Here is a 21,751-nt window from a genome sequence, read left to right on the forward strand (position 1 = left end):
GCAGCGCGTGCAGATGGAGGTTCTCGGCCACCGCCTCGACGAAGTCGACGCCGGGCATCCGCGCGACGGTCAGGTCGATCTCCGACCGCCAGCCGATGCCGATGCCGAGCGCGGGGTGGCCCGTCGCCGTGCCGGCCACGTCAGCTGCCTCCCCCGCACCCGCCGCCGCCCCCACCGCCACCTCCGCAGCTGCTGCCGCCCCCACAGCTGCTTCCGCCACTGCAGCTGCTCCCGCCCGAGCCGCCGTAGCCCCAGACACCCCAGCCGGACACCGCCGCCCCGTCGCCCGTCCGCCTCGACCGCCCCGTCCGGCGCACCCGGCCGAAGACCGCGTCCCGCAGCTCGCCGTCGGCCATGCCGCCCGGGCCGACGAGCGCCACGGCCCAGGTGTCGGCGGCAATGTCGGCATTGCTGTTCACCGAAGCCGAAGCTGCCATTTGCAATGCACGTCGGCCGGCTCCGCTGACGGCCATCCCCGACCGCGGCCCGAGCACCCGGACGACCCCGCCGCGCAGCAGGCCGGCGCGTACGAGCCGCTCCACCCGGTGCTCGGCCCGCGGGTCCGCGGCGACCTCCCACCAGAGCTCGTCGACCCGGCGCGACGCTGGGCGCGCCAGCACGTCGAGCACCATGCGCTCCACCTCGTGCCGGGGCGCGTGCTGCACCACGTCGAGCTCGCCGGAGGTCCGGGCCCGCACGTCACCGCGCAGCAGCAGCGCCGTCACGGCGGTCTCGGTCAGGCGCCGCGGCCCGCCCGCGAGGAAGGCCACGTCGTACAGGTCGAGCTGCCCCACGTCACCCATCTGGCCCTCCCCGGGACCGTGCGGCCGCGCACCGGCGCGCTGCCGCCTTGCCTGACGGTCCCACGCGGCCCGGCGTGTTGATACACGAACCGCCGGATCGGCCACCGCGCCGGACGTGCTCGTGCCCCTGCGACCATTTCCGGTGTGACCTCAGCACCGCCGCCCTCCGCCCGCAGCCCGCTCGGCGCGCTCTGGCGGCACCACCGCCGCTACCGCCGACGCGTGGTCGCGGCGATCGCCTGCACCAGCGTCAACACGGCGATGGACGTCGCCCCCGAGATCCTGCTCGGCGCGGCCGTCGACGTCGTGGTGCGGGGCGACGACTCGTTCGTGGGGTCGACCCTGGGGGTCGACGGCCGGTTCGCCCAGCTCGTGGTCATCGCCGCGCTGAACGCGCTCGTGTGGATCCTCGAGTCGCTGTCGGACTACGTCGCCTCGCTGCTCTGGCGGGGGCTGGCGCAGACGGTGGAGCACGACCTGCGGGTCGAGGCGTACTCCACGGTGCAGCGGCTGGACGTGGCCTGGCACGAGCGGACCTCGACGGGCAAGGTGCTCTCCGTCCTCAGCGACGACGTCAACCAGCTCGAGCGCTTCCTCGACGTCGGGGCGCGCACGATCCTGCACACGGCCTGGACCGTCGTGCTCGTGGGCGCGGTCTTCGCCGTCACCTCGTGGCAGCTGACGCTGCTGGCCTTCCTGCCCGTCCCGGTCATCGTGCTCGGCTCGATCCGGTTCCAGCGCCGGCTCGAGCCGTTGTACGCCGCCGTGCGCGAGACGGCCGGCGAGGTCAGCGCCACGCTGGCCACCAACCTCGGCGGCCTGACGACGATCAAGGCGTTCACCGCCGAGGAGCGGGAGACCGCGCGCGTGGAGCGGGTCTCCGACGACTACCGGGTCGCCAACCGAAGGGCGATCGCGTCGTCGTCGGCGTTCGTCCCGCTGATCCGCATGGCCATCCTCGCCGGCTTCACCTCGACCCTGCTGCTCGGCGGGTGGTTCGTGTTCGAGGGACGGCTCGAGGTCGGTCTCTACTCGGTGCTCGTCTTCCTCACCCAGCGGCTGCTCTGGCCGCTGACCGACCTCGGGCAGACGCTCGACCTCTACCAGCGCGCCATGGCGTCCACGCGGCGGATCTTCGCGCTGCTCGACGAGGAGCCGCACGGGGTCGACGGGACGCGCCGGCTGCCGGCGCCCGTGCGAGGCGGGCTCGAGCTGCGCGGGGTGCGCTTCGGCTACGACGACGGCCCGGACGTCCTGCGCGGCGTGGACCTGGTCGTGCCCGCAGGCGAGACGCACGCCGTCGTCGGGTCGACCGGCGCCGGCAAGTCCAGCCTGCTCCGGCTCGTGCTCCGGTTCTCCGACCCGCGCGCGGGACAGGTGCTGCTCGACGGCGTCGACGTGCGCGACCTGACGTGGGAGTCGCTGCGCGGCGCCATCGGCTACGTCAGCCAGGACGTCTTCCTCTTCCACGGCACGGTCCGCGACAACCTGGCCTACGGCCGGCCCGAGGCCTCCGACGCCGAGGTCGAGCAGGCGGCCCGGCTCGCCGAGGCCCACGGCTTCATCAGCGCGCTGCCGGAGGGCTACGCGACCGTCGTCGGCGAGCGCGGGCTCACCCTGTCCGGCGGGCAGCGCCAGCGCATCGCCCTCGCCCGCGCCATCCTGCGCGACCCGGCCCTGCTCGTGCTCGACGAAGCGACGTCCGCCGTGGACAACGAGACCGAGGCCGCGATCCAGCGCTCGCTCGCCGTCGTCACCGCCTCCCGGACCGCGCTCGTCGTCGCCCACCGGCTCTCGACCGTGCGCGACGCGCACCGCATCTGGGTCCTCTCTGAGGGGCGGGTCGCCGAGTCCGGCACGCACGACGAGCTCGTGGCGGCGGGTGGGATCTACGCCCAGCTGTGGGCGGTGCAGACGGGGTCCGCCGTCGCCGGGCCGGCGCACCGGTAGCGGTCGCCTCGCGACATCTGCTCGATGCGGGGGTGCAAGCGGGGCGGAAAACGGGCAACGCCGCAGCAGCGGGCGCAGGAACCGCCCGCCCGACGGCCCGGAGGCCAGCATGAGCGAGCCCGTCACGTCCGTCCCGCCGCCCGACGCTCCCGCGTCCGTGTCCCGGCGCGGCCTGCTCACCGGCGCCGCCGCCGCGGCGGGGGCGCTGGCCCTGCCCCGGTCTGCGGAGGCTGCGGAGTCGGCGCCCGCCCCGCCGCGCGCGGCCCGGTCCGTGCCCGTCGGGTTCGTGCTCTCCCACGAGCAGTTCCAGACGCAGGCACTGGTGCAGTGGGCGTCGCGCGCGGAAACGGCGGGCTTCGGCCTGCTGTGGACGAGCGACCACCTGCAGCCGTGGCAGGACGTGCAGGGCCACTCGATGCACCCCTGGATGACGCAGGCGCTGATCAGCCAGGCCACGACGCGGGCGACGTTCGGGCCCGGCGTGACCTGCCCGATCTACCGCCACCACCCGAGCGAGGTCGCCCAGGCCTGGGCGTCGCTCGGCATCCTCGCGCCCGGGCGGGTGTTCCTCGGCGTCGGCACCGGGGAGGCGCTCAACGAGAAGGCCGGTACCGGCCAGTTCGGCCCGTACGCCGAGCGCGCCGCCCGCCTGGTCGAGGCCGTCCAGCTCATCCGAAGGCTCTGGCAGGGCGAGCGCGTCACCTGGTCCGGCGCCTACTACGCCGTCGACCGGTTCCAGCTCTACGACGTCCCGGAGCGGCCCGTGCCGATCTACATGGCCGCGAGCGGGCCGAAGAGCGCCTACAACGCCGGCTTCTACGGCGACGGCTGGATCTGCAGCGCCGCCGACATCCAGAAGCCCGAGCTCCGCGACGCCTTCGCCCGGGGGGCGCAGGCGGCGGGCAAGGACCCGGACGCGATGCCGAAGTACGTCGAGCTCTTCGTCAACGTGGGCGACGGCCCGGGGCTGGAGTACGCCGCCAAGCGCTGGAGGTTCACGGTGGACCCGTGGGATCCGGCTCTGCTGTACGACCCGGACCCGCTGTCGATCCAGCAGAAGGCCAACTCGTGGTGGCCGCTGCCGCAGGTCTACGGCTCCTGGCCGAAGACGGGCGACCCGGAGGACCACATCGCCGCCGTGCAGAAGCTGCTCGACCTGGGCGCGACGCCGTTCGTGCATTCCGGGCAGCGGAACCAGGCGGCCGTCATCGACTTCTACGGCCGCTCTGTCCTGCCCGAGCTGCGCGTCTGACGACGCAAGCCCGCCTCCCGTCGGCTCGTCGCCTCTGCCTGCCTCGCTCAGGAGGAAGCACCACGAGCCGATGGGAGGGCCGGGGCGGCGCAGCCCGCTCCACGAAGGGGAGTCAACTCGTTACGCTCGGTGGGCAGAACGGGGGACGGGGGCGCTTTCGAGGGACTGTGCGGACGACGACGAGAGAGGCAGGTCGGCAATGCGACTCCGGTGGAGGGACCGCCCGAGCACCCGCGCCCGGGTGGTCGCCGGCGCCGTGGCCCTGGCGGCGGTCGTCGCCGGGTGCGGCGGCGGGGACGACGACGACGCGCAGGCGCCCGAGGACGGCGGCCGGGCCGCGATCGCGCTGATCGAGCCCGCGTCGCTGACGCCGCCGAACGTCGCGGAGTCCGCCGGACAGGAGATCGTCGATGCGCTCTTCACCGGCCTCGTCGACTACGACGCGTCCGGCAACGCGAAGCCGACGGGGCTCGCGACGTCGATCACGACGCAGGACCGCAAGCAGTGGACGATCACCCTCACCCCCGGGTGGACGTTCCACGACGGCACCCCGGTGACGGCCTCGTCGTTCGTCGACGCCTGGAACTACGGCGCCAGCAGCGGGCAGGCCAACAGCGACTACTACTCCCTCATCGAGGGCTTCGACGAGGTCGCCCCCACCGAGGACGGGTCGCCCGGTCCGGCCACGGCGATGTCGGGTCTCAAGGTCGTCGACGACGGCACCTTCACCGTCACGCTCTCCCAGCCGGACAACAGCTTCGAGACCCAGCTCGGGTACGCCGCGTTCCTCCCGCTGCCCGCGAAGGCCCTCGAGGACCCGAAGGCCTACGACGACGCCCCCATCGGCAACGGCCCCTTCCGCATGAAGGGCAGCTGGCAGCACAACGAGCTCATCGCCGTCGACCGGTGGGACGCCTACAAGGGGACGAAGCCGAAGCTGCAGGGCATCGACTTCCGCCTGTACGCCTCGATGGACACGGCGTACAACGACCTGCTCTCCGGCACCGTCGACGTCATGACGGCTCTGCCGGCCGCCCAGCTGGCCTCCGCCCCTGACGAGTTCGGCGACCGCTACGCGACCTTCCCGTCGTCGTACTTCGCCTACCTGGGGCTGCCGAGCGCCGACCCGGAGCTGCGCGACGTCCGTGTCCGCCGGGCGCTGTCGATGGCGATCGACCGTCAGCAGCTCAGCGACGTGGTCTTCCACGGCACGCGCGTGCCCGCCGACGCGTACGTCGGGCCGACCGTCCCGGGCTATCGCAAGGGCAGCTGCGGCGAGACGTGCACGTACGACCCGGTGCAGGCCAAGGAGCTGCTGTCCGAGGCCGGCGGGCTGGACGAGATCACGGTGACCTACAACGCCGACGGCCCGCACAAGGAGTGGGTCGAGGCGCTGTGCAACCAGGTCTCGGCCAACCTCGACGTGCAGTGCATCGCGACGGCGGTGCCGGACTTCAGCGTCCTCGTCGAGCGGCTCATGCGCGCCTCGGCGGCCGAGCAGCCGTTCGGCCCGTTCCGCATGGCGTACTCCATGGACTGGCCGACGCTGGAGAACTTCCTGAGCTCGCTCTACAGCAGCAGCGGCTCGAGCAACCTCTACGGCTACGCCAACGACCAGGTCGACTCGCTGCTGGCCAAGGGCCGCGGCGAGCCGGACCAGGAGGCGGCGATCCCGGACTGGCAGGCGGCCGAGGACCGGGTCGCGCAGGACGTGCCCGTGGTGCCGCTGTTCTTCGGGACCACCGCGACGCTGCGCTCCGAGCGCGTCGCGGGGCTGCACGTGGACACGTTCGAGCGCATCGACAAGATCGCGCTTTCCGTCACGCAGTAGCCGCTCGGCCCGCTGGACAGGCCCCCACGCCCTGCTCGTCGGCGTGGGGGCCTGCGCGTAGACGGACGCCGGGCGTGGCTTGGTGATACCGCCAGGCGCGGATACGTGACCGACCCGACAGGCGGGGACGCCACCATGAGCGGAGACGGGAAGAGCCCCCGGTCGGATTCGAACCGACGACCTACCGCTTACAAGGCGGTTGCTCTGACCAACTGAGCTACAGGGGCGCGCGACGAGGGTACCGACCCGGGCCCGGCGTCAGGCGCCCGCGCGGATGGCGGCCTCGGCGTCGCGGGTGACCCGGCGCTCGACGACGAACGACAGGAACGGGACCGCCCCGGCCAGCAGCACGGCCAGGATGCGCGGCTTGGACCAGCGCGCCTTCATGCCGAGGTCGAACGCGACGATCAGGTAGACGATGTAGCAGGCGCCGTGGATCGGCGAGAACGTCTCCGAGAACTCCGGGTGCCCCCAGATGTAGCGGATCGGCATGGCGACGAGCACCAGGATCAGCAGCATGACGCCGACGATGTAGGCCATCACGCGGTAGCGCTTCAGTGCAGGGCTCACGAACGGGTCCTCAGCGGTTCGGCCGGCTCGCTGCCGGCGGTGGGATGGCCAGCGGGGGCGTTGGCCCCCGGACGCGAGGAGCGGTCGTCCTCGGGGAGGAAGCGCCACCACATGAAGGCGGCGAAGGCGGCGAACACCCACCACTGGATCGCGTAGGCGAAGTTCTGCAGCGGGAAGCCGCCACCCGGTCGGTGCACCCAGAGCTCGACGGGGGCGGGCGCGACCGCGGGCCGCGGGTCCTCGGCGGCGGCCACGACGAGCAGGTTGTAGATCGGGCCCGGCACGGCCGCGAGCAGCTCGACGGGGCTCGCGGCGAGCGCCTGGCCCGCGGGCAGCCCCTCGTCGTTGACGTCGTCGACCGGCTCCGCGGGCTGCACCCGGCCGGTGAGCGTGACCGGCCCCGTGGGCACCGCGGCCGCCGGAGCGTCGGTGCTGTCGACCCAGCCGCGCACGACCGGCACGACCGGGCCGTCGGAGCCGCCGGTCTGCAGCGGGGCGAGCAGCCAGTAGCCCTTCCGGCCCTGCAGCTCGCGGTCCGGCAGCAGCAGCTGGTCGCCCGGGAGGTACTCCCCCTCCACCGTGACGAGCCGCCCGAGCGCGTCGGCGGACACCTCTTCCTCGCTCGGCCCGGCCAGCGCGGACAGCGGCACGGCCGGGTCGTCGCGGACCACGACCGATCCGCGCGCCTTGTCCTGGAAGCGCTCGAGCTGCCACCAGCCGAGCCAGCCGAAGACGACGAGGACGGCCACGAGGAGGACGTGCAGGGGCAGCGCGCTCGTTGTCCACAGCCGCCGGCTCACGACCGAAACGCTACCTGCGACTCGGGCAGGATCTTGTGCGGTGCGCGTCACCCTCACCGTCGTCGACCCCGCCACCCGGCAGCGCCGGGACGTCCTCGTGGACGCCCCGGCGCGGACCCCCGTCGGAGCCGTCGTGGACCTGCTCGTGGCCCGGCTGCGGCCGCAGGGCGGCGGGCGTGTCACCGCGTACGTCCGGGGGGAGCCGCTGGGCCGGGGCGAGCCGTTCGCCGGGTCGCCGCTGCGTGACGGCGCGGTCGTGGGGCTCGACGCGCCCGCCGAGTGGCCGGCCGAGCCCGTCAGTGTCGAGCTGCAGGTCGTCGGCGGGGCGGGCGCGGGGACGGTGGTGCCGCTCCCCCTGGGGCGGACGCGGCTCGGCGCGGGGGCAGGGGTCCGGCTCGGCGCTCTCGACGTCGGGTCTCTCGAGGTGGACGGTCTCGAGGGCGACGCTCTCGAGGTGGACGTCGCCGACGACGAGACCTGCACCGTCCGCGGCACGGGCCGGCTGGACGGCGTGCCGCTCTGCGACGAGCCGCTGCCGTGGCCGCCCGGGGCGCTGCTCCGGGCCGGGCAGTGCCTGCTCACGGTCGGCCCGCCGGCCGCCGCCGACGCCGTCGTGCACCCGGCCGCGGACGGCGGGCTCGAGGTCAGCCGCCCGCCGCGGCTGCTGGCGTCGGGCGCGAGCACGGCGTACCGGCTGCCCTCGACGCCCGCCGAGCCGCCCCGCCGGCCGCTGCCGCTGCTGATGGCGCTGCTGCCGCTCGCGCTCTCCGGCGTGCTGGCCTGGGCGACCGGCAGCGCGGGATACCTGCTGTTCGGCCTGCTCAGCCCGGTGTCGCTGATCGCGGGCGCGGTCGCGGACCGGCGCTCGGGCCGGCGGTCGCACCGGGCGCTGCTGCGCGAGCACGCGGAGCGGAAGGCTGCGATCGAGGCCGACGCCCGGGGCGCCGCGCTTGTCGAGCGGGACGCGCGTCGGCACGCGCTCCCGGGGCCGGTCACCGTGCGGGCGACGGCGACCGGGCCGGGCCGCGGGCTCTGGGAGCGCCGGCGGGACGATCCCGACTTCCTGTCACTGCGGGTCGGCTGCGCCGACGTGGCGGCCGACGTGACGCTCGAGGACCCGGACCGCGAGGAGCACCGCCGCCGGGTTCCGCTGCCGCTTCCGGACGTCCCCGTCGGCGTGCCGCTGGCCCGGCTCGGTGTGCTCGGGGTCGCCGGGCCGGCCGCGCGCCCGCTGGCGCGCTGGCTCCTCCTGCAGGCCGCCGTGCTCCATGCGCCCGCCGACCTGCAGGTCGTCGTCCTCGGCGGGCGCGACAGCGCGCCGGAGTGGGAGTGGGCGCGCTGGCTCCCCCACTGCCGCCCGGCCGCAGGGCAGGACTGCGCCGCCCTGCTCGCGTTCGAGGACGAGGACGCGGCCCGGCGGCTGGCCGAGCTCGCCGCTCTGGTCGCCCGCCGGTCCGCGGCGCGCGAGCCGCTCGCGGCCGCGCAGGCGCTCGGCGAGCCGGCGGTGCTCGTGGTCGTCGACGGGGCGCGAAGGCTGCGCACGCTGCCGGGGCTCGTCCAGGTGCTGCGCGAGGGGCCAGGCGTGCGGGTGCACGTCCTCTGTGTCGAGCCGGAGGAACGGCTGCTGCCCGCGGAGTGCCGCGCGGTGGTGTCGCCAGACCCGGACGGCCTTGTCCGGGTCGCCGAGCACCAGGGGCCAAAGACGGAGGCCGTGCTGCCCGACCTCGTCGCGGCCGGCTGGTGCGAGGAGGCGGCCCGCGGGCTCGCCCCGCTGCGCGCAGGCGGGGGTGACGGGGAGGAGGCGCAGCTGCCCGCGGCCAGCCGGCTGCTCGACGTGGTCGGGCTTTCGGTCCCGACGGCCGAGGGCGTACGCCGGCGCTGGGCGCGGGCGGACGGCCGGCTGCTCGCGGTCCTCGGCGAGTCGGTCGACGGCCCGTTTGCGCTCGACGTCGGCCGCGACGGGCCGCACGCCCTCGTCGCGGGGACGACCGGGGCCGGCAAGTCCGAGCTGCTGCAGACGCTGGTCGCCACGCTCGCCGCGTCGTACCCGCCGGACCGGGTGGCGTTCGTGCTCGTCGACTACAAGGGCGGCGCGGCCTTCGCCGACTGCGCGGCCCTGCCGCACACCGTCGGGATGGTGACCGACCTCGACGGCGCGCTCGTGGAGCGCGCCCTGGCCTCGCTGCGCGCCGAGCTCGCCCGGCGCGAGCACCTGCTGGCCGCCGCCGGGGCGAAGGACGTCGACGCCTACCTCCGTTCTCGGAACGGAACCGCTGGAGAGCCGCTCCCCCGGCTGCTCATCGTCATCGACGAGTTCGCCTCGCTCGTCCGCGAGCTGCCGGACTTCGTCACCGGGCTCGTCGACATCGCCCAGCGCGGGCGCTCGCTGGGCATCTCACTGGTCATGGCGACCCAGCGGCCGTCCGGCGCGGTGTCGCCGGAGATCCGGGCCAACACGAACGTACGCATCGCGCTGCGCATGACCGACGGCGCCGAGAGCAGCGACGTCATCGACGCCCCCGACGCCGGCCGCATCCCGCGCCAGCTGCCGGGGCGCGCGTACGCCCGGCTCGGGCACGCCTCGCTCGTGCCGTTCCAGGCCGCCCGCGTCGGCGGGCCGGCGCCCCCAGCCGGTTCCGAGCCCGAGCCGGAGCCGTGGGCGGTGCCGATCAGCGTGGCCGCGCTCGCCCGCCCGCTGCCCGCCCGGCCGGCAGCCGCGGGGCCGGCGTCCCCCGTCACGGACCTCTCGGCTTTCGTCGACGCCGTCCGCGCTGCGGCCGACGCGGACGGCTGCCCACCGCCGCGCCGCCCCTGGCTCCCGCCCCTGCCCGCCACGCTCGCGCTCGCCGACCTCGCCGAAATCGCCGCCGAGGGGGCCGCGGCGTACGGCCTCGTCGACCTGCCCGCCGAGCAGGCCCAGCTGCCGGCCGTCGTGGACCTGGCCGCGTTCGGGCACCTGTTCGTCGTCGGGGCGCCGCGCAGCGGGCGGTCGACCGCGCTGCGGACGCTCGCGGCGGCGCTCGCCACGGCGTACCCCTCCTCGGACGTGCACCTCTACGCGCTCGACTGCGGAGGCGGCGGGCTCCAGGGGCTCACGGCGCTGCCGCACTGCGGGGCGGTGGTGGGTCGCACGGAGCCCGAGCGGGCCGGCCGGCTCCTGGCCCACCTGTCGGCGGAGGTACGCCGCCGCCAGGACGCGCTCGCGGCCGGGGGCTATGCGGACGTGGCCGAGCAGCGGCTCGCCGAGCCGGCGGACCGGCGGCTGCCGCACGTCGTGCTGCTGCTCGACCGGTGGGAGGGATTCGTCGCGGCGCTGGGCGAGGCCGACGGGGGGCGGCTGGTGGAAGAGGTCACGGCGCTACTGCGCGAGGGTGCGAGCGCCGGGGTGCACGTGGTCGCCGCCGGGGACCGCTCGCTGCTGCTCGGCCGGGTCGGGGCCGCGAGCGAGGACAAGCTGCTGCTGCGGCTGGCGGACACCGCGGACTACGCGCTCGGCGGCGTGCCCGCGCGGTCGGTCCCCCCGGACGGGCTGTCGCCGGGGCGGGCGCTGCGGGCCGACGCCGCCGGCTCGGTGCAGATCGCGCTGCTCGACGGCGCGCTCTCGGGGCGTGACCAGGCCGCGGCGCTGGAGCGGCTGGGCGCCAGGCTGGCCCTGCGCGACGCGGCCGTGCCGGCGCACCGCCGGGTACCCCGGGTGGACGCGCTGCCCGCCCGGGTCTCCTTCGACGCGGCGTGGGACCTGCGGCCGAGCCCACTGCCCGCGCGCTGGGCGATGGTCGGCGTCGGCGGCAACGCGCTCGCCGCGCACGGGCCGGACCTGACCGCCGGGGGCGGCTGCTTCCTGGTCGCCGGGCCGCCGCGGTCGGGCCGCTCGACGGTGCTGCTCGCGATGGCCCGCTCGCTGCTGGCCGCCGGCTCGCGGCTCGTCGTGGCCGCGCCGCGGGCGTCCCCGCTGCGCAGCCTTGCGGGGCAGCCCGGCGTGGTCGCGGTCCTGCCGTCCGCGGCGCTCGAGGCCGCGGAGCTGGGCGCTGCCCTCATCCGGCTCGGAGCCGGCGGCGTCCTGCTGGTCGACGACGCCGAGCTGCTGCGCGACTGCCCGGCTCGCGAGACGTTGCTGGCCGCGGTGCAGGGCGCGGGTGACGGCGGGCCGGGCGTCGTGGCCGCCGGCACGGCGGACGAGGCCTTCGCGGGGTTCAGCGGGTGGCAGGTGGAGCTGCGCAAGTCCCGCCGCGGCGTGCTGCTGTCCCCGCAAGGCCTCGCGGACGGCGACCTGATCGGCGTACGCCTCCCGCGCGGCCTGGTCGGCGGCCCGGTGCAGCCCGGGCGGGCGCTGGCCCAGCTGGGCGACGGGGAGCTGCTGACCCTGCGGGTGCCTCTGGAGTGACGGCGGGGCTGCGTCAGGCCTGTGGACAACGGCGGCAGGAGCCCCGCCCCGGGCGCCAGGATCGCGCTCGTCGAACGCGGGACGCCCTCCCACCCGGGCGGGGGCCGCACAGGAGGAGGCACGGACATGGCGAACGTCAACGTCACGTATCAGGACATGCAGACCGCGGCCAAGCAGCTGCGCAAGGGGCAGTCGGACATCGAGGCGACGCTCTCCTCGCTCAAGAAGCAGGTCGACGCCCTGGTCGCCGCCGGCTACGTCACCGACAGCTCGAGCAAGGCCTTCTCCGGGGCCTACGCCGAGTTCAACACCGGCGTGACGAAGGTCGTCGCCGGGCTCGAGGGGATGGGCGGCTACCTCGACGTCGCCGCCACCACGTTCCAGCAGGCCGACCGCGAGCTGGCGGCAGCGCTGGCGCGCTGAGCGGGCGCACGCAGGTGCGGGGGCCGGGGAGCGGGACGGGCGCCCCGGCCCCGGGTGGGGCGGCTGTAGTTCGGACGGGTCGATGTGGTTCACGGCCACGGGCCGCGGTGGTTCCGGGCGGTCCGATCGGGTTTCTCCGGTGGATCTATCCGCCCTCCCCCTGGGCACAAGGTCCACAAGGCTCGTACGCTTCGCTCAGCGCGAGCGGTCCCCGCCCGCGCCCCGCCACTCACTCGGATCGTCCGGCACGTTCCTGCCGGTGAGAGGACGCACCATGGCGCCCGTTTCCTTCCGCAAGGCCACCCGGGTCTACCCGGGCCAGGAGAAGCCTGCGGTCAACCAGCTCGACCTCGAGATCGGCGACGGCGAGTTCCTCGTCCTCGTCGGCCCGTCCGGCTGCGGCAAGTCCACCTCGCTGCGCATGCTGGCCGGCCTCGAAGAGGTCAACTCCGGCAACATCTTCGTGGGCAACAAGGACGTCACCGACCTGCCGCCGAAGGACCGGGACATCGCGATGGTGTTCCAGAACTACGCGCTCTACCCGCACATGTCGGTCGCGGAGAACATGGGCTTCGCGCTCAAGATCGCCGGCGTAGGCAAGGAGGAGCGCGCCGCCCGCGTCAAGGAGGCGGCCAAGCTGCTCGACCTCGAGCAGTACCTCGACCGCAAGCCGAAGGCGCTCTCCGGCGGCCAGCGCCAGCGCGTCGCCATGGGCCGCGCGATCGTCCGCCAGCCGCAGGTCTTCCTCATGGACGAGCCGCTGTCGAACCTCGACGCCAAGCTCCGCGTCCAGACCCGCACGCAGATCGCCTCGCTGCAGCGCCGCCTCGGCGTCACGACCGTCTACGTCACGCACGACCAGGTCGAGGCCATGACGATGGGCGACCGGGTCGCGGTCCTCAAGGACGGCCTCCTGCAGCAGGTCGACACCCCGCGCCACATGTACGAGAAGCCGGCCAACGTCTTCGTCGCGGGCTTCATCGGCTCCCCCGCCATGAACCTCACGCAGTTCCCGGTCACGGCCGACGGCGCCGACCTCGGCCACGGCGCGATCCTGCCGCTGCCGCGCGTCGCCCTGGAGCAACTGCGGGGCGAGCGCGAGGTCACGGTCGGCTACCGCCCCGAGGCCGTCGACGTCGTCGCGCAGGGCACGCCGGGCGCCTTCCCGGTCATGGTCAACGTGGTCGAGGAGCTCGGCGCCGAGGCCCACGCCTACTGCAGCTTCGTCGACGCGCAGGGCCAGTCCACGGGCCGCACGGACGTCATCGTCCGGGTCGAGCCGCGCTCGGTCCCCGAGAAGGGCGCCCAGGTCTTCGTCCGCATCAAGGAGAACGAGGAGCACCTGTTCCAGGTCTCCTCGGGCAACCGCATCGACTTCTGAGTCGCCGCACCTCCCGACGGGGCCGTCCCGGCAGCTGCCGGGGCGGCCCCGTCCGCTTCTTGCGGCTACGCGCACAATGGACCCGTGGCCCTCCAGATCACGGCCGTCCGCGACGCCCAGCTCCTGCTCGACCTGCCCTGGTCGACGCCGCTCGAGGAGTGGCCGGAGAGCCTGCTCGTCCCCCTCCCCCGCGGCATCTCCCGGCACGTCGTCCGCTTCGTGCGGCTCGACGGCACGGTGTATGCCGTCAAGGAGGTCACCGAGCGCTTCGCCGAGCGGGAGTACCGCCTGCTGCGCGACCTGCAGCGCCTCGACGTCCCCAGCGTGGAGCCGGTCGGGGTCGTCGGTGGCCGCGTCGGCGACGACGGCGAGGAGCTGATGGCCGCCCTCGTCACCAAGCACCTGCAGTTCTCGCTGCCCTACCGCGCCGTCTTCTCCCAGACGCTGCGGCCCGACACCGGCAACCGCCTGCTCGACGCGCTGACCGCGCTGTTCGTGCGGCTGCACCTGGCCGGGCTCTACTGGGGCGACTGCTCGCTGTCCAACACGCTCTTCCGCCGTGACGCCGGCGCCTTCGCGGCGTACCTCGTCGACGCGGAGACCGGCGAGCTGCACGACACCCTCAGCCGCGGCCAGCGCGAGATGGACATCGAGACCGCGCGGGTCAACATCATCGGCGAGCTGATGGACCTGCAGGCCGGCGGCCTCGTCGACGAGGACGTCGACGTCGTCCACCTCGGCAACGCCATCGAGCGCCGCTACATGCGGCTCTGGGACGAGCTGACCGGCGAGCAGACCGTCGACTTCGACGAGCGCTACCGGATCAACCAGCGCGTCGAGCGGCTCAACGAGCTCGGCTTCGACGTCGGCGAGCTGCAGATCGTCACCGACTTCGACGGCGCCACGGTCCACATCCAGCCCAAGGTCGTGGACGCCGGCCACCACAGCCGCCGGCTGCTGCGCCTGACCGGCCTCGACGTGGAGGAGAACCAGGCCCGCCGGCTCCTCAACGACCTCGACCAGTACGCCGTCGAGTGCGACCGACAGGGCGAGTCCGAGGAGATCGTCGCCCACGAGTGGCTGCTCGACGTCTACGAGCCCGTCGTGCAGGGCATCCCGCCGGACCTGCGCGGCAAGCTCGAGCCGGCCCAGGTCTTCCACGAGGTGCTCGAGCACCGCTGGTTCCTGTCGGAGAAGGCCCGCCGCGACGTCGGCCTCGACCGCGCGCTCGACTCCTACATTCGCGAGGTGCTGCCCGCCAAGCGCGACGAGCTGGCGGTCATGGAGATCGGCGACGACTTCAGCTCGCTGCTCGAGCCGGCGGTCGGGGCCGAGGCCGAGGACTGAGTACGTCGTGCTGCTCCCCGGTGGCGGCCGGCACTGCCTCTGGGCCAGCTCGGCCGCCCCAGTGGCCGTGTGTTGTCGTCGCGCTCGGCGTGGAACGGGTCGCGTCTTGGGCCAATGGTGCTTTCTGCTGGTCGATCGGAGGACGTGGCTGCTGTGGCAGCCGGCCTGGACCAACTGATGCCGGGCGACGGGTCATAGGCGGACTTGTCGGGTTCACGGACAGGCCGATCGGTGGACGGTGGATCAGCCCACGTAGCGCCGATGTGAGCGCGAGACAGGCGGGGGGCGGCACAACCCAGCGCCCGAGCTCCACGAACACGCTTCGGGTACCGACCTGCTGGTACTCAGGTACCGCGTGCGCCTGCGGCTCTTACCCGAGCGCCTTGGCCCGCCGAGGATGGAGGCATGCCGAACGCTCTGCGCCTCCTTTCCACCAGCACCTCGGGCGTCGATCCCAGCGCTCCCGGTGGCGGCCCCACGTGGAGGAGGACATGGGCGCGCCCCGCAGTGGTCGCGGTGGCGAGCTTCCTTCTCGGCGCCGCCACTTTCTTCCTCCAGGGCCTGCTGCCCGACTCCCTGACGTCGTTCGCGAACTCCGCGTCCGGCTGGACGCTCGTCACGGCGCTCCTGCTGATCGTGGTCCAGGCCCGGGCGGCGGTCGCGGCGCTGCTGGGCGCGACGAGCTTCGTTCTGTTGACCATCGGGTACTCGGTCGCAGCGCAGTTGCAGGGTCTGTTCTACGACCCCACGAAGTTCGCGCTGGTGGGAGTCGTGGTCGGTCCCTTCGTGGGGATCGCCACGAGCTGGTTGCGGGCAGCGCACCCGTGGCAGGCCGCGATGGGCACGTCTCTGCTGGCGGGCATCGGTCTCGGAGAGGCCGCCTTCGGGCTCACCACCGTCGCTGACACGACCAGCCCCGTCTACTGGGCGCTGATCGGTGCGGCTTCGCTCGCACTGGTCGTTGCGATGCTGGTCCGCCGCATCCGCGAAGCGCTATGGGCCACCCTCACGGTCATCGGGACGTGCGTCCTCGCAGGCGCTTTCGTCATGGCCTACGAGTCACTCGGGAGGGTCTAAAGGTAAGCGGACACCCTGGCCCAGCCCCAGCACGTCCCGATCAGCCCCCCGGACCATCCCCGCGCGCACGCCGGAGCTGCCTTGCTCAAGCCCGTCATCTCCGAACGCCAGCAGCACACCTGCAAGCCGCCCCAGGGACTTCCAGGCACGTGAACGAGGCAGACGTGATCCGGCGCCCTGTCGCCGACGCGAACAACCGACCCGCACGTCGCGCAAGCCTGTCGGCCCGCGACACGAGAACGGGCAGTCTTGCGCTCATGCCACCGACCCCGCGTCCGCTCTGCCGGTGTTCGGACCTACGGCCAGCCGCCCGATGCCGTGCTCAAGGTGAGGCCGCTACTTCGTCGGCTACCACTGACTGGCGTCAGGGCGGATCAGCAGCTCGCTCATGACCACTCGTGCCGGGCGGGTGACGACGTAGCGGATGGCATCGGCGATGTCCTCGGCGTGCAGCAGAGTGGCGTCGGCGAAGGCCTCCGCGCTGGCGGCGAGGACCTCGGGCCGGATGTGGGTGAACAGCTCGGTGGCCACCGGGCCGGGCTCGATCAGCGAGACACGGACGTGCCGCCCGCTGACCTCTTGCCGTAGGGCCTCGCTGAAGGCCCCGATGCCGTGCTTGGTGAGGCTGTAGACGGCCGACCCGCCGATGGGCGCGCGGCCCGCCAGCGAGCTGATGTTGACGATATCGGCGGTTCCGCGGGCTCCGGCGGCGGCCGCGAGCAGGTGCGGCAGGGCGGCGTGCGTGGTGTAGAGCAGGCCCTGCACGTTGATCGCGAGCATCCGGTCCCACTCCTCGACCGGCGCGCTCTCTACCGGGCCGAGGAGCATGACCCCGGCGTTGTTGACCAGGACGTCCAAGCGGCCGTACGCCTTCACCGCCTGGGCGACGGCACCCGCAGCCTGCAGCTGGTCGGTGATGTCGGCCTCGATGGCCAGGGCGTTGCCGCCCTCGCTCCGGATCCGCTCCGCGAGCTCGTCCAGGCGGTCCTTGCGCCGGGCCACGAGAGCCACGTTCATGCCTTCCGCAGCCAGCGACAGGGCGGTGGCCGCCCCGATGCCGCCGCTCGCCCCGGTAACCAGGGCGGTCGTACCGCTGCTCGACGAAGCGCTCATGTTCTACCTCCGGTGGATGCGCGATCAGAAGCGGGTGGAATCAAACCGCTGACAGCACCGTACACGTTTAACTCCTGTCAGGACGACTGGACCGTCAGCTCTACGCTGATGTCACTCGATCGGCTAGGCTCCTCGTGTGGACAGCACAAGCGGCAGCACCGAGCGGTTGCTGATCGCGCCCGCCCCCGGAGGCCTGTGCGTGGTGCAGGACCTGCTCAACACCAGCGCGATGGCGGCTGCCGCGCTGCCCGACCTGCTCGACGACGAGCGTGCGGCGCAGAGCTGGATCGACCTGTCGCTGGGCGCATGGGGCAAGCAGGCCGTACGCACGCCGCCCACGGTCACGGTGTCGGGCAGGGACCTGCCCGCGCTTCGCGAGCTGCGCAACCGCCTCCGCCAGTGGCTGGCCGGCAATCACGACGACGCGCGCGAGTTGACGCTCGAGGCGAGCGTCTCGCTCGACGGCGGCCAGCTGAGCCATACGCCTCGCGGCCGCGGCGGGGGCGCTGTCGTTTCGTTGGTCCTGCTCGAGACGCTGCTCGCCTCGCATACCGGCAGCCTGGCCCGGCTCAAGACCTGCGCCAACCCGGCCTGCGGTGCCGCCTTCTACGACCTGTCACGCAACAGCAGCCGGGTCTGGCACGACATGAAGACCTGCGGCAACACCATGAACCTGCGCGCCTCCCGCAACCGCCGACGAGCGTCCCCAGAGCCGCCCAACCCGTCCGATCCCGACACCGGCCCTGCGGACCCACTCAACTAGCTCTGGATCCGATCACCGCCGTAGTGGGGTGGCTGCGTCCCGTGGCTCATACGGCAAGGTTCGGAACCGGCCCCCACGGCCCTTCGACCAGACCCACCAGGAGGCCTTCGTGCTCATCGGCGAGAGCGCTCACGGCGACGACCTGAACGCCGCGCACGTCAACACCGTCCTCGGCCCCAGGAGCGGCCCGGTCGGGGTGGCCTGGGCCACCGCCCTGGCCACCCCGACCGTTGGACATTCGCCCTTCATCGCCGTGCTCGCACCATCGGTCGCCGTCAAACCGTTCACGCTCTTCGTGACGAAGGCGACCCCGCACAGCGACCTGCACCAGAGCCTCACGTGGGGACCGGCCCAAGCCGGGGTCGCCGTCGGCGTAGCCGACGCCGTCGCTGACGGGACCATTACTGCCGAGCGGTGCGATACCGATGTCCTCATCGCCTCGGTCTGGGTCAACCCCCGAGCGCATGACGCTGACGCCGTCTACCGCAACAACCGAGCCGCCACCGCAGCCGCGCTGCGCAACGCGATTGCCGGGCGGCCCACCCTCGAACAGGTGCGCACCGCCAGCAGCCACGTCACCAACGGCCTGAACACAGCCGGCGACTGAGCCGGGGCCAAGCCTGCACTAGGGCCTTCTCCAACCGCCCCCGACGCTGCCCACGCAGATCGCCGGAGTACACGGACATACCGCCGAGGGGTCGCCGCGCAGGTTCCAGGTGTCGATCGACCTCGCCCATGGAGACGAGGCTGTGGCACGAGTCGCTTCTCAAAGCGATATCAAAGGCTCTCCTGCTGCCGGGGTGGCGCGCTATCACCTCGACCGCAGGGCCGGCCACGGCACCGCGCGGCCTGCTGTGCCGGGCTGCTGCAAGGCTTGTCGGAACCCGGCGAACACGGGTGCGAGGGGCGGAGCCGCCGGGCCAGCCGTTGAGCGTGTCGAGCAACTGCACGGCGCACTCCGCGCGCGGGCCGTCCGCGACCTCGAGTCGGCGTTGCAGTGACTGGCGGTACTCCGAGGGGTCGGTCGTGCCGAAGGAAGCCGCGTAGCGGTCCACCAAGTCGTCGAGGAGGAGAGCTGCGGCAGCCGACGTAGAGCGGATCCCGGCAGCGAGAACCTTCTCGACCGTCGTTCGGACGTACTCCGTCAGGTCGTGGTGCAGCCCGGTCCCGTCGCCGGCTGCTTGCTCCGACGCCTGGTGCTCGGCCATCCGCCGCACGCTGCTGACGGACGTCCTCGTCCTGGACGAGCTCGACCAGATCCACCCACCCACGCCTCGACCTGCTCGACGTCGGTTCCTCCGAGGTGGCCGTCCGAGGTGCTCCAGGCCCCACGGCTCCGTGCCGTCGCCGGAGAACACCGGGTCGGCCTGCCCCTGGGATCGCCGTGCCGTGGCAGCGCGCTTGCCGCTGCCACAGGCCCTGGTTTCCCTGCCCTTGCGCGGCAGGTGCTGCTCGACCGATGATCGACCACTCGAAGCTCCCGTCTCCCCACGCTCGCCCCTTCGGGGCGCCGGGTCCTTCATGTCACGCGGAACACCGGCCACCCGATCTCCGTGCGCCAGGCGGCTGGATCGCTGTCCTCCCGCGGCCCGACGCGGTAGACCTCCCGCACCGGGCCCGCCACCGCCATGGCGTTCTCCACGACCCACGTGCCCAGCTGGCCGTAGGTGACCTCGACGCCGTCGTGCTCGCCGAGGTGAGTGGTCACCGCCAGCTCCACGGCCGGGAGGGTCACAGCGTGCACCCGCCCGGTGCGCGGCGGGGACGCGGTCGGCAGGTAGACCAGCGCGCGGCCGCGGCCCTCCTCGAACAGCGCGTTGTCGTAGGTGCCCCCCGGCGGTCCGCTCACGCCGTCACCCACCGCCGCCTCCAGCTCGGCCATCGCGCCGGCGAACCAGGACTCCACGTCGCCCTCGCCGATCACAGCCTCCACCGCCGCGACCGTACGGGCGGGTTCGGCGCGCAGCTCGACCACGATCGGCGCTGGTTCGGGCCGGAGCAGGCGGCGCAGTGCGGTGACCGCGGCGCGGGTGCGGTCCAGCTGGTCCTCCAGGCGCTGGAGGTGCTCCGCGACCAACGCCGAGCGGCCCTCGGGGTCCGGTGTCCGCAGGATGCGCTGCACGTCGCTCAGCGGGACGTCGAGCTCGCGCAGGCGGTTGATGACCTGCGCGATCGGGATCTGCTGGAGGGAGTAGTAGCGGTAGCCCGTGGCCCCGTCCACCACTGCCGGCTCGAGTAGCTGTCCCTCGTGGTAGCGGCGCAGGGTCCGCACGCTCAGATGGGTCAGACGCGAGAACTCCCCGATGGTCAGCACCCCGCCAGTGTGGAGGCTCCCCCCGGGGGAGGGTCCAACGCTTGACCCTCCCTCGCGACGAGGCCGCACGGTGGCGACATGACACACACCGACCTCCGGTCCGACGCCCTCCCGACCACTGTCCGCGACTTCCTCGCGGCGAGCACCGTCCACGACGCCGACACGGCCTCCTCGTTCCTCGCCGAGGACGTCGTGGTCGTCGACCAGAGCGAGACCTTCAGGGGCCGCGACGAGGTGTACGCGTTCGTGCGCGACGCAGGCGCCGAGTTCGAGTACACGACCGAGCAGATCAGCGCCCGCCGCGTCGACGACGAGCACTGGGTGGTGACTCTGCGCATCGAGGGCACCTTCCCGGGCGGCGTCGCCGACCTGGACTACCGCTTCACCCTCCGCGGCGACCTCATCACCGAGCTCGTCATCGCCAACCACACCGCCTGAGCACGTCCGGAACCACCCGAACCGTCGAAGGAAGAGAAGGTATGTCCAGCAAGGATCGTGACCGCCTAGACGGCCGCCGCGCGCTCGTCACCGGGGGGTCGAAGGGGACGGGCAGGGCCGTCGTCGCCCGCCTGCGGGATATGGGTGCGGACGTGTGGACCACGGCCCGGACGATGCCCGACGGGTACGACCATCCCGACCGGTTCATCGCGGCCGACACGTCGACCGCCGAGGGCGCGCAGCTCGTGGCGGACCGCATCGCGGAGGCCGTCGGTGCGCTCGACGTCCTCGTGCACGTCGTCGGGGGCACCTCGACGCCGGCCGGCGGCTTCGCGGTCATCACAGAGGAGCAGTGGCTGACCGAGATCAGCCTGAACTTCCTGGGCGCCGTGCGCCTGGACCGGGCGCTGCTGCCGGCGATGGTGGAGACGGGATCGGGCGTGGTGCTGCACTTCACCTCGATCCAGCGAGAACTGCCGCAGCATGACGCGTCCCTGGCGTACGCGGCGGCGAAGGCGGCGCTGCGCACGTACAGCAAGGGCCTGGCCAACGAGCTCGCACCCCGCGGCGTGCGGGTCAACGCCATCAGCCCCGGCGGGATCGAGACCGAGGCCTACGAGCGGTTCGTCGCCCGGATCGCCGAGGGCAACGGGCTCACCCGCGAGGCCGCCAAGCAGACCATCTTCGACTCCCTCGGCGGGGTCCCGCTGGGACGTTTCGCGCAGCCCGAGGAGATCGCCGACCTGGTCGGGTTCCTCGTGTCCGACCGCGCATCGGCCATCGTGGGCGCCGAGTACGTCATCGACGGCGGCACGGTCCCGACCGTCTGAGCCGACGACGGGGCGGCGTCGAGACCGTCGTCGTCGCCCCGTCCCCACTTCCCGAAGACCCGCAGAGGACGAGGAAGACCATGGCGAGGAGCGTCACCGAGCCGTCCACCGCACAGCCGGTCGGACCGCCGCCACCCTTCGACCCCGAGCTCGCTCCCGTCGTGGACGCGCTGACCAGCATCCGCCCCCCGGACGCGTACCGCCCGGACACCATTGTGGAAATGCGCCAGCCCGTCCCCGGCGTCCCGACCCCGACGGATTCGGTCCTGTCGCGCGACGGCGCCTATCACGTACGCGAGCGGACCGTACCCGGTCGGCACGGAGATCCGGACGTTGCGCTGCTCACCTGCCTCCCGCGATACGTGCGCACGCCGATTCCGGCCATCTACTTCATCCACGGTGGCGGGATGATCGTCGGTGACAACCGGTTCGGCCTCCCGGAGGTGCTGGACCTGGCCGAGCCGCTGGGCGCGGC

17 protein-coding genes, 1 tRNA gene and 1 pseudogene are annotated in these 21,751 nt (G+C 73.4%); 13 read left to right on the forward strand and 6 right to left on the reverse strand.

Going from position 1 to position 21,751, the window contains the following annotated elements; genetic code table 11:
- Positions 1–140 precede the first annotated feature (140 nt).
- Complete coding sequence (locus G9H71_RS16340) at positions 141–908, reverse strand: TIGR04222 domain-containing membrane protein (protein WP_166283681.1); 768 nt, start codon at positions 906–908, stop codon at positions 141–143.
- A gap of 39 nt (positions 909–947) precedes the next feature.
- On the opposite strand from G9H71_RS16340, the gene G9H71_RS25220 reads away from it, so the two are divergent.
- The 3 genes from G9H71_RS25220 to G9H71_RS16355 all read left to right on the forward strand — a co-directional run bounded on the left by G9H71_RS25220 (position 948) and on the right by G9H71_RS16355 (position 5,836).
- Positions 948–2,753: an ABC transporter ATP-binding protein gene (locus G9H71_RS25220; protein WP_166283683.1), complete on the forward strand. Its 1,806-nt coding sequence runs from the start codon at positions 948–950 to the stop codon at positions 2,751–2,753.
- A 109-nt stretch (positions 2,754–2,862) separates the two neighbouring features.
- Entirely contained in the window at positions 2,863–4,005 is a 1,143-nt protein-coding gene (locus G9H71_RS16350) for a TIGR03557 family F420-dependent LLM class oxidoreductase (RefSeq protein ID WP_166283685.1), read from the forward strand.
- A 241-nt stretch (positions 4,006–4,246) separates the two neighbouring features.
- On the forward strand, positions 4,247–5,836 hold the full coding sequence (locus G9H71_RS16355; protein WP_331273057.1) for a peptide ABC transporter substrate-binding protein: 1,590 nt from the start codon (positions 4,247–4,249) through the stop codon (positions 5,834–5,836).
- 153 nt (positions 5,837–5,989) lie between these two features.
- Here the strand turns inward: G9H71_RS16355 and G9H71_RS16360 are convergent.
- The 3 genes from G9H71_RS16360 to G9H71_RS25225 form a co-directional block, all read right to left on the reverse strand.
- Positions 5,990–6,063, reverse strand: a tRNA-Thr gene (locus G9H71_RS16360).
- Positions 6,064–6,094: 31 nt separating this feature from the next.
- Entirely contained in the window at positions 6,095–6,406 is a 312-nt protein-coding gene (locus G9H71_RS16365; protein ID WP_166283689.1) for a DUF3817 domain-containing protein, read from the reverse strand.
- The gene (locus G9H71_RS25225; protein WP_166283691.1) at positions 6,403–7,206 is read right to left on the reverse strand and encodes an SURF1 family protein; all 804 of its coding nucleotides are present in this window, start codon (positions 7,204–7,206) and stop codon (positions 6,403–6,405) included. The genes G9H71_RS16365 and G9H71_RS25225 overlap by 4 nt, the downstream gene beginning before the upstream one ends.
- A 40-nt stretch (positions 7,207–7,246) precedes the next feature.
- On the opposite strand from G9H71_RS25225, the gene G9H71_RS16375 reads away from it, so the two are divergent.
- The 5 genes from G9H71_RS16375 (at position 7,247) to G9H71_RS16395 (ending at position 15,818) form a co-directional block, all read left to right on the forward strand.
- Complete coding sequence (locus tag G9H71_RS16375; protein WP_166283693.1) at positions 7,247–11,590, forward strand: FtsK/SpoIIIE domain-containing protein; 4,344 nt, start codon at positions 7,247–7,249, stop codon at positions 11,588–11,590.
- 126 nt (positions 11,591–11,716) lie between these two features.
- The gene (locus tag G9H71_RS16380) at positions 11,717–12,013 is read left to right on the forward strand and encodes a WXG100 family type VII secretion target (protein ID WP_166283695.1); all 297 of its coding nucleotides are present in this window, start codon (positions 11,717–11,719) and stop codon (positions 12,011–12,013) included.
- Positions 12,014–12,287: 274 nt separating this feature from the next.
- Positions 12,288–13,394, forward strand: coding sequence for an ABC transporter ATP-binding protein (locus G9H71_RS16385; protein ID WP_166283697.1), 1,107 nt, complete (start codon positions 12,288–12,290; stop codon positions 13,392–13,394).
- Positions 13,395–13,478: 84 nt separating this feature from the next.
- Positions 13,479–14,741, forward strand: a complete 1,263-nt coding sequence (locus G9H71_RS16390) for a DUF4032 domain-containing protein (protein ID WP_166283699.1) — start codon at positions 13,479–13,481, stop codon at positions 14,739–14,741.
- A 405-nt stretch (positions 14,742–15,146) separates the two neighbouring features.
- Positions 15,147–15,818, forward strand: a complete 672-nt coding sequence (locus G9H71_RS16395; RefSeq protein ID WP_196792183.1) for a DUF6518 family protein — start codon at positions 15,147–15,149, stop codon at positions 15,816–15,818.
- Positions 15,819–16,166: 348 nt separating this feature from the next.
- On the opposite strand, the gene G9H71_RS16400 is transcribed toward G9H71_RS16395, so the two are convergent.
- The gene (locus G9H71_RS16400; RefSeq protein ID WP_166283701.1) at positions 16,167–16,931 is read right to left on the reverse strand and encodes an SDR family NAD(P)-dependent oxidoreductase; all 765 of its coding nucleotides are present in this window, start codon (positions 16,929–16,931) and stop codon (positions 16,167–16,169) included.
- A 199-nt stretch (positions 16,932–17,130) separates the two neighbouring features.
- On the opposite strand from G9H71_RS16400, the gene G9H71_RS16405 reads away from it, so the two are divergent.
- Entirely contained in the window at positions 17,131–17,694 is a 564-nt protein-coding gene (locus G9H71_RS16405) for a CGNR zinc finger domain-containing protein (protein WP_331273058.1), read from the forward strand.
- A 109-nt stretch (positions 17,695–17,803) separates the two neighbouring features.
- Complete coding sequence (gene fae / locus G9H71_RS16410) at positions 17,804–18,301, forward strand: formaldehyde-activating enzyme (protein ID WP_166283703.1); 498 nt, start codon at positions 17,804–17,806, stop codon at positions 18,299–18,301.
- A 912-nt stretch (positions 18,302–19,213) separates the two neighbouring features.
- Here the strand turns inward: fae and G9H71_RS16415 are convergent.
- A complete protein-coding gene (locus tag G9H71_RS16415) occupies positions 19,214–20,008 on the reverse strand; it encodes a MerR family transcriptional regulator (protein WP_166283705.1) in 795 nt (264 codons plus the stop codon).
- A gap of 78 nt (positions 20,009–20,086) precedes the next feature.
- On the opposite strand from G9H71_RS16415, the gene G9H71_RS16420 reads away from it, so the two are divergent.
- The 3 genes and pseudogenes from G9H71_RS16420 to G9H71_RS16430 form a co-directional block, all read left to right on the forward strand.
- On the forward strand, positions 20,087–20,446 hold the full coding sequence (locus tag G9H71_RS16420) for a nuclear transport factor 2 family protein (RefSeq protein ID WP_166283707.1): 360 nt from the start codon (positions 20,087–20,089) through the stop codon (positions 20,444–20,446).
- Between the two features lie 41 nt (positions 20,447–20,487).
- A complete protein-coding gene (locus G9H71_RS16425) occupies positions 20,488–21,276 on the forward strand; it encodes an SDR family oxidoreductase (protein WP_166283709.1) in 789 nt (262 codons plus the stop codon).
- Positions 21,277–21,437: 161 nt separating this feature from the next.
- Positions 21,438–21,751: pseudogene (locus G9H71_RS16430) on the forward strand (alpha/beta hydrolase); the annotation flags it as partial.

The organism is Motilibacter deserti (assembly GCF_011250635.1).
In the GTDB taxonomy this organism is placed as follows: Bacteria; Actinomycetota; Actinomycetes; order Motilibacterales; family Motilibacteraceae; genus Motilibacter_A; species Motilibacter_A deserti.

What these genes read in the sequence shown, in the direction of transcription:
- G9H71_RS16350 (WP_166283685.1), top strand. Translation starts at nt 2,863, where the DNA reads ATGAGCGAGCCCGTCACGTCCGTCCCGCCGCCCGACGCTCCCGCGTCC.
- G9H71_RS16380 (WP_166283695.1), top strand. Translation starts at nt 11,717, where the DNA reads ATGGCGAACGTCAACGTCACGTATCAGGACATGCAGACCGCGGCCAAG.
- G9H71_RS16385 (WP_166283697.1), top strand. Translation starts at nt 12,288, where the DNA reads ATGGCGCCCGTTTCCTTCCGCAAGGCCACCCGGGTCTACCCGGGCCAG.
- G9H71_RS16395 (WP_196792183.1), top strand. Translation starts at nt 15,147, where the DNA reads ATGCCGAACGCTCTGCGCCTCCTTTCCACCAGCACCTCGGGCGTCGAT.
- G9H71_RS16400 (WP_166283701.1), bottom strand. Translation starts at nt 16,931, where the DNA reads ATGAGCGCTTCGTCGAGCAGCGGTACGACCGCCCTGGTTACCGGGGCG.
- G9H71_RS16420 (WP_166283707.1), top strand. Translation starts at nt 20,087, where the DNA reads ATGACACACACCGACCTCCGGTCCGACGCCCTCCCGACCACTGTCCGC.
- G9H71_RS16425 (WP_166283709.1), top strand. Translation starts at nt 20,488, where the DNA reads ATGTCCAGCAAGGATCGTGACCGCCTAGACGGCCGCCGCGCGCTCGTC.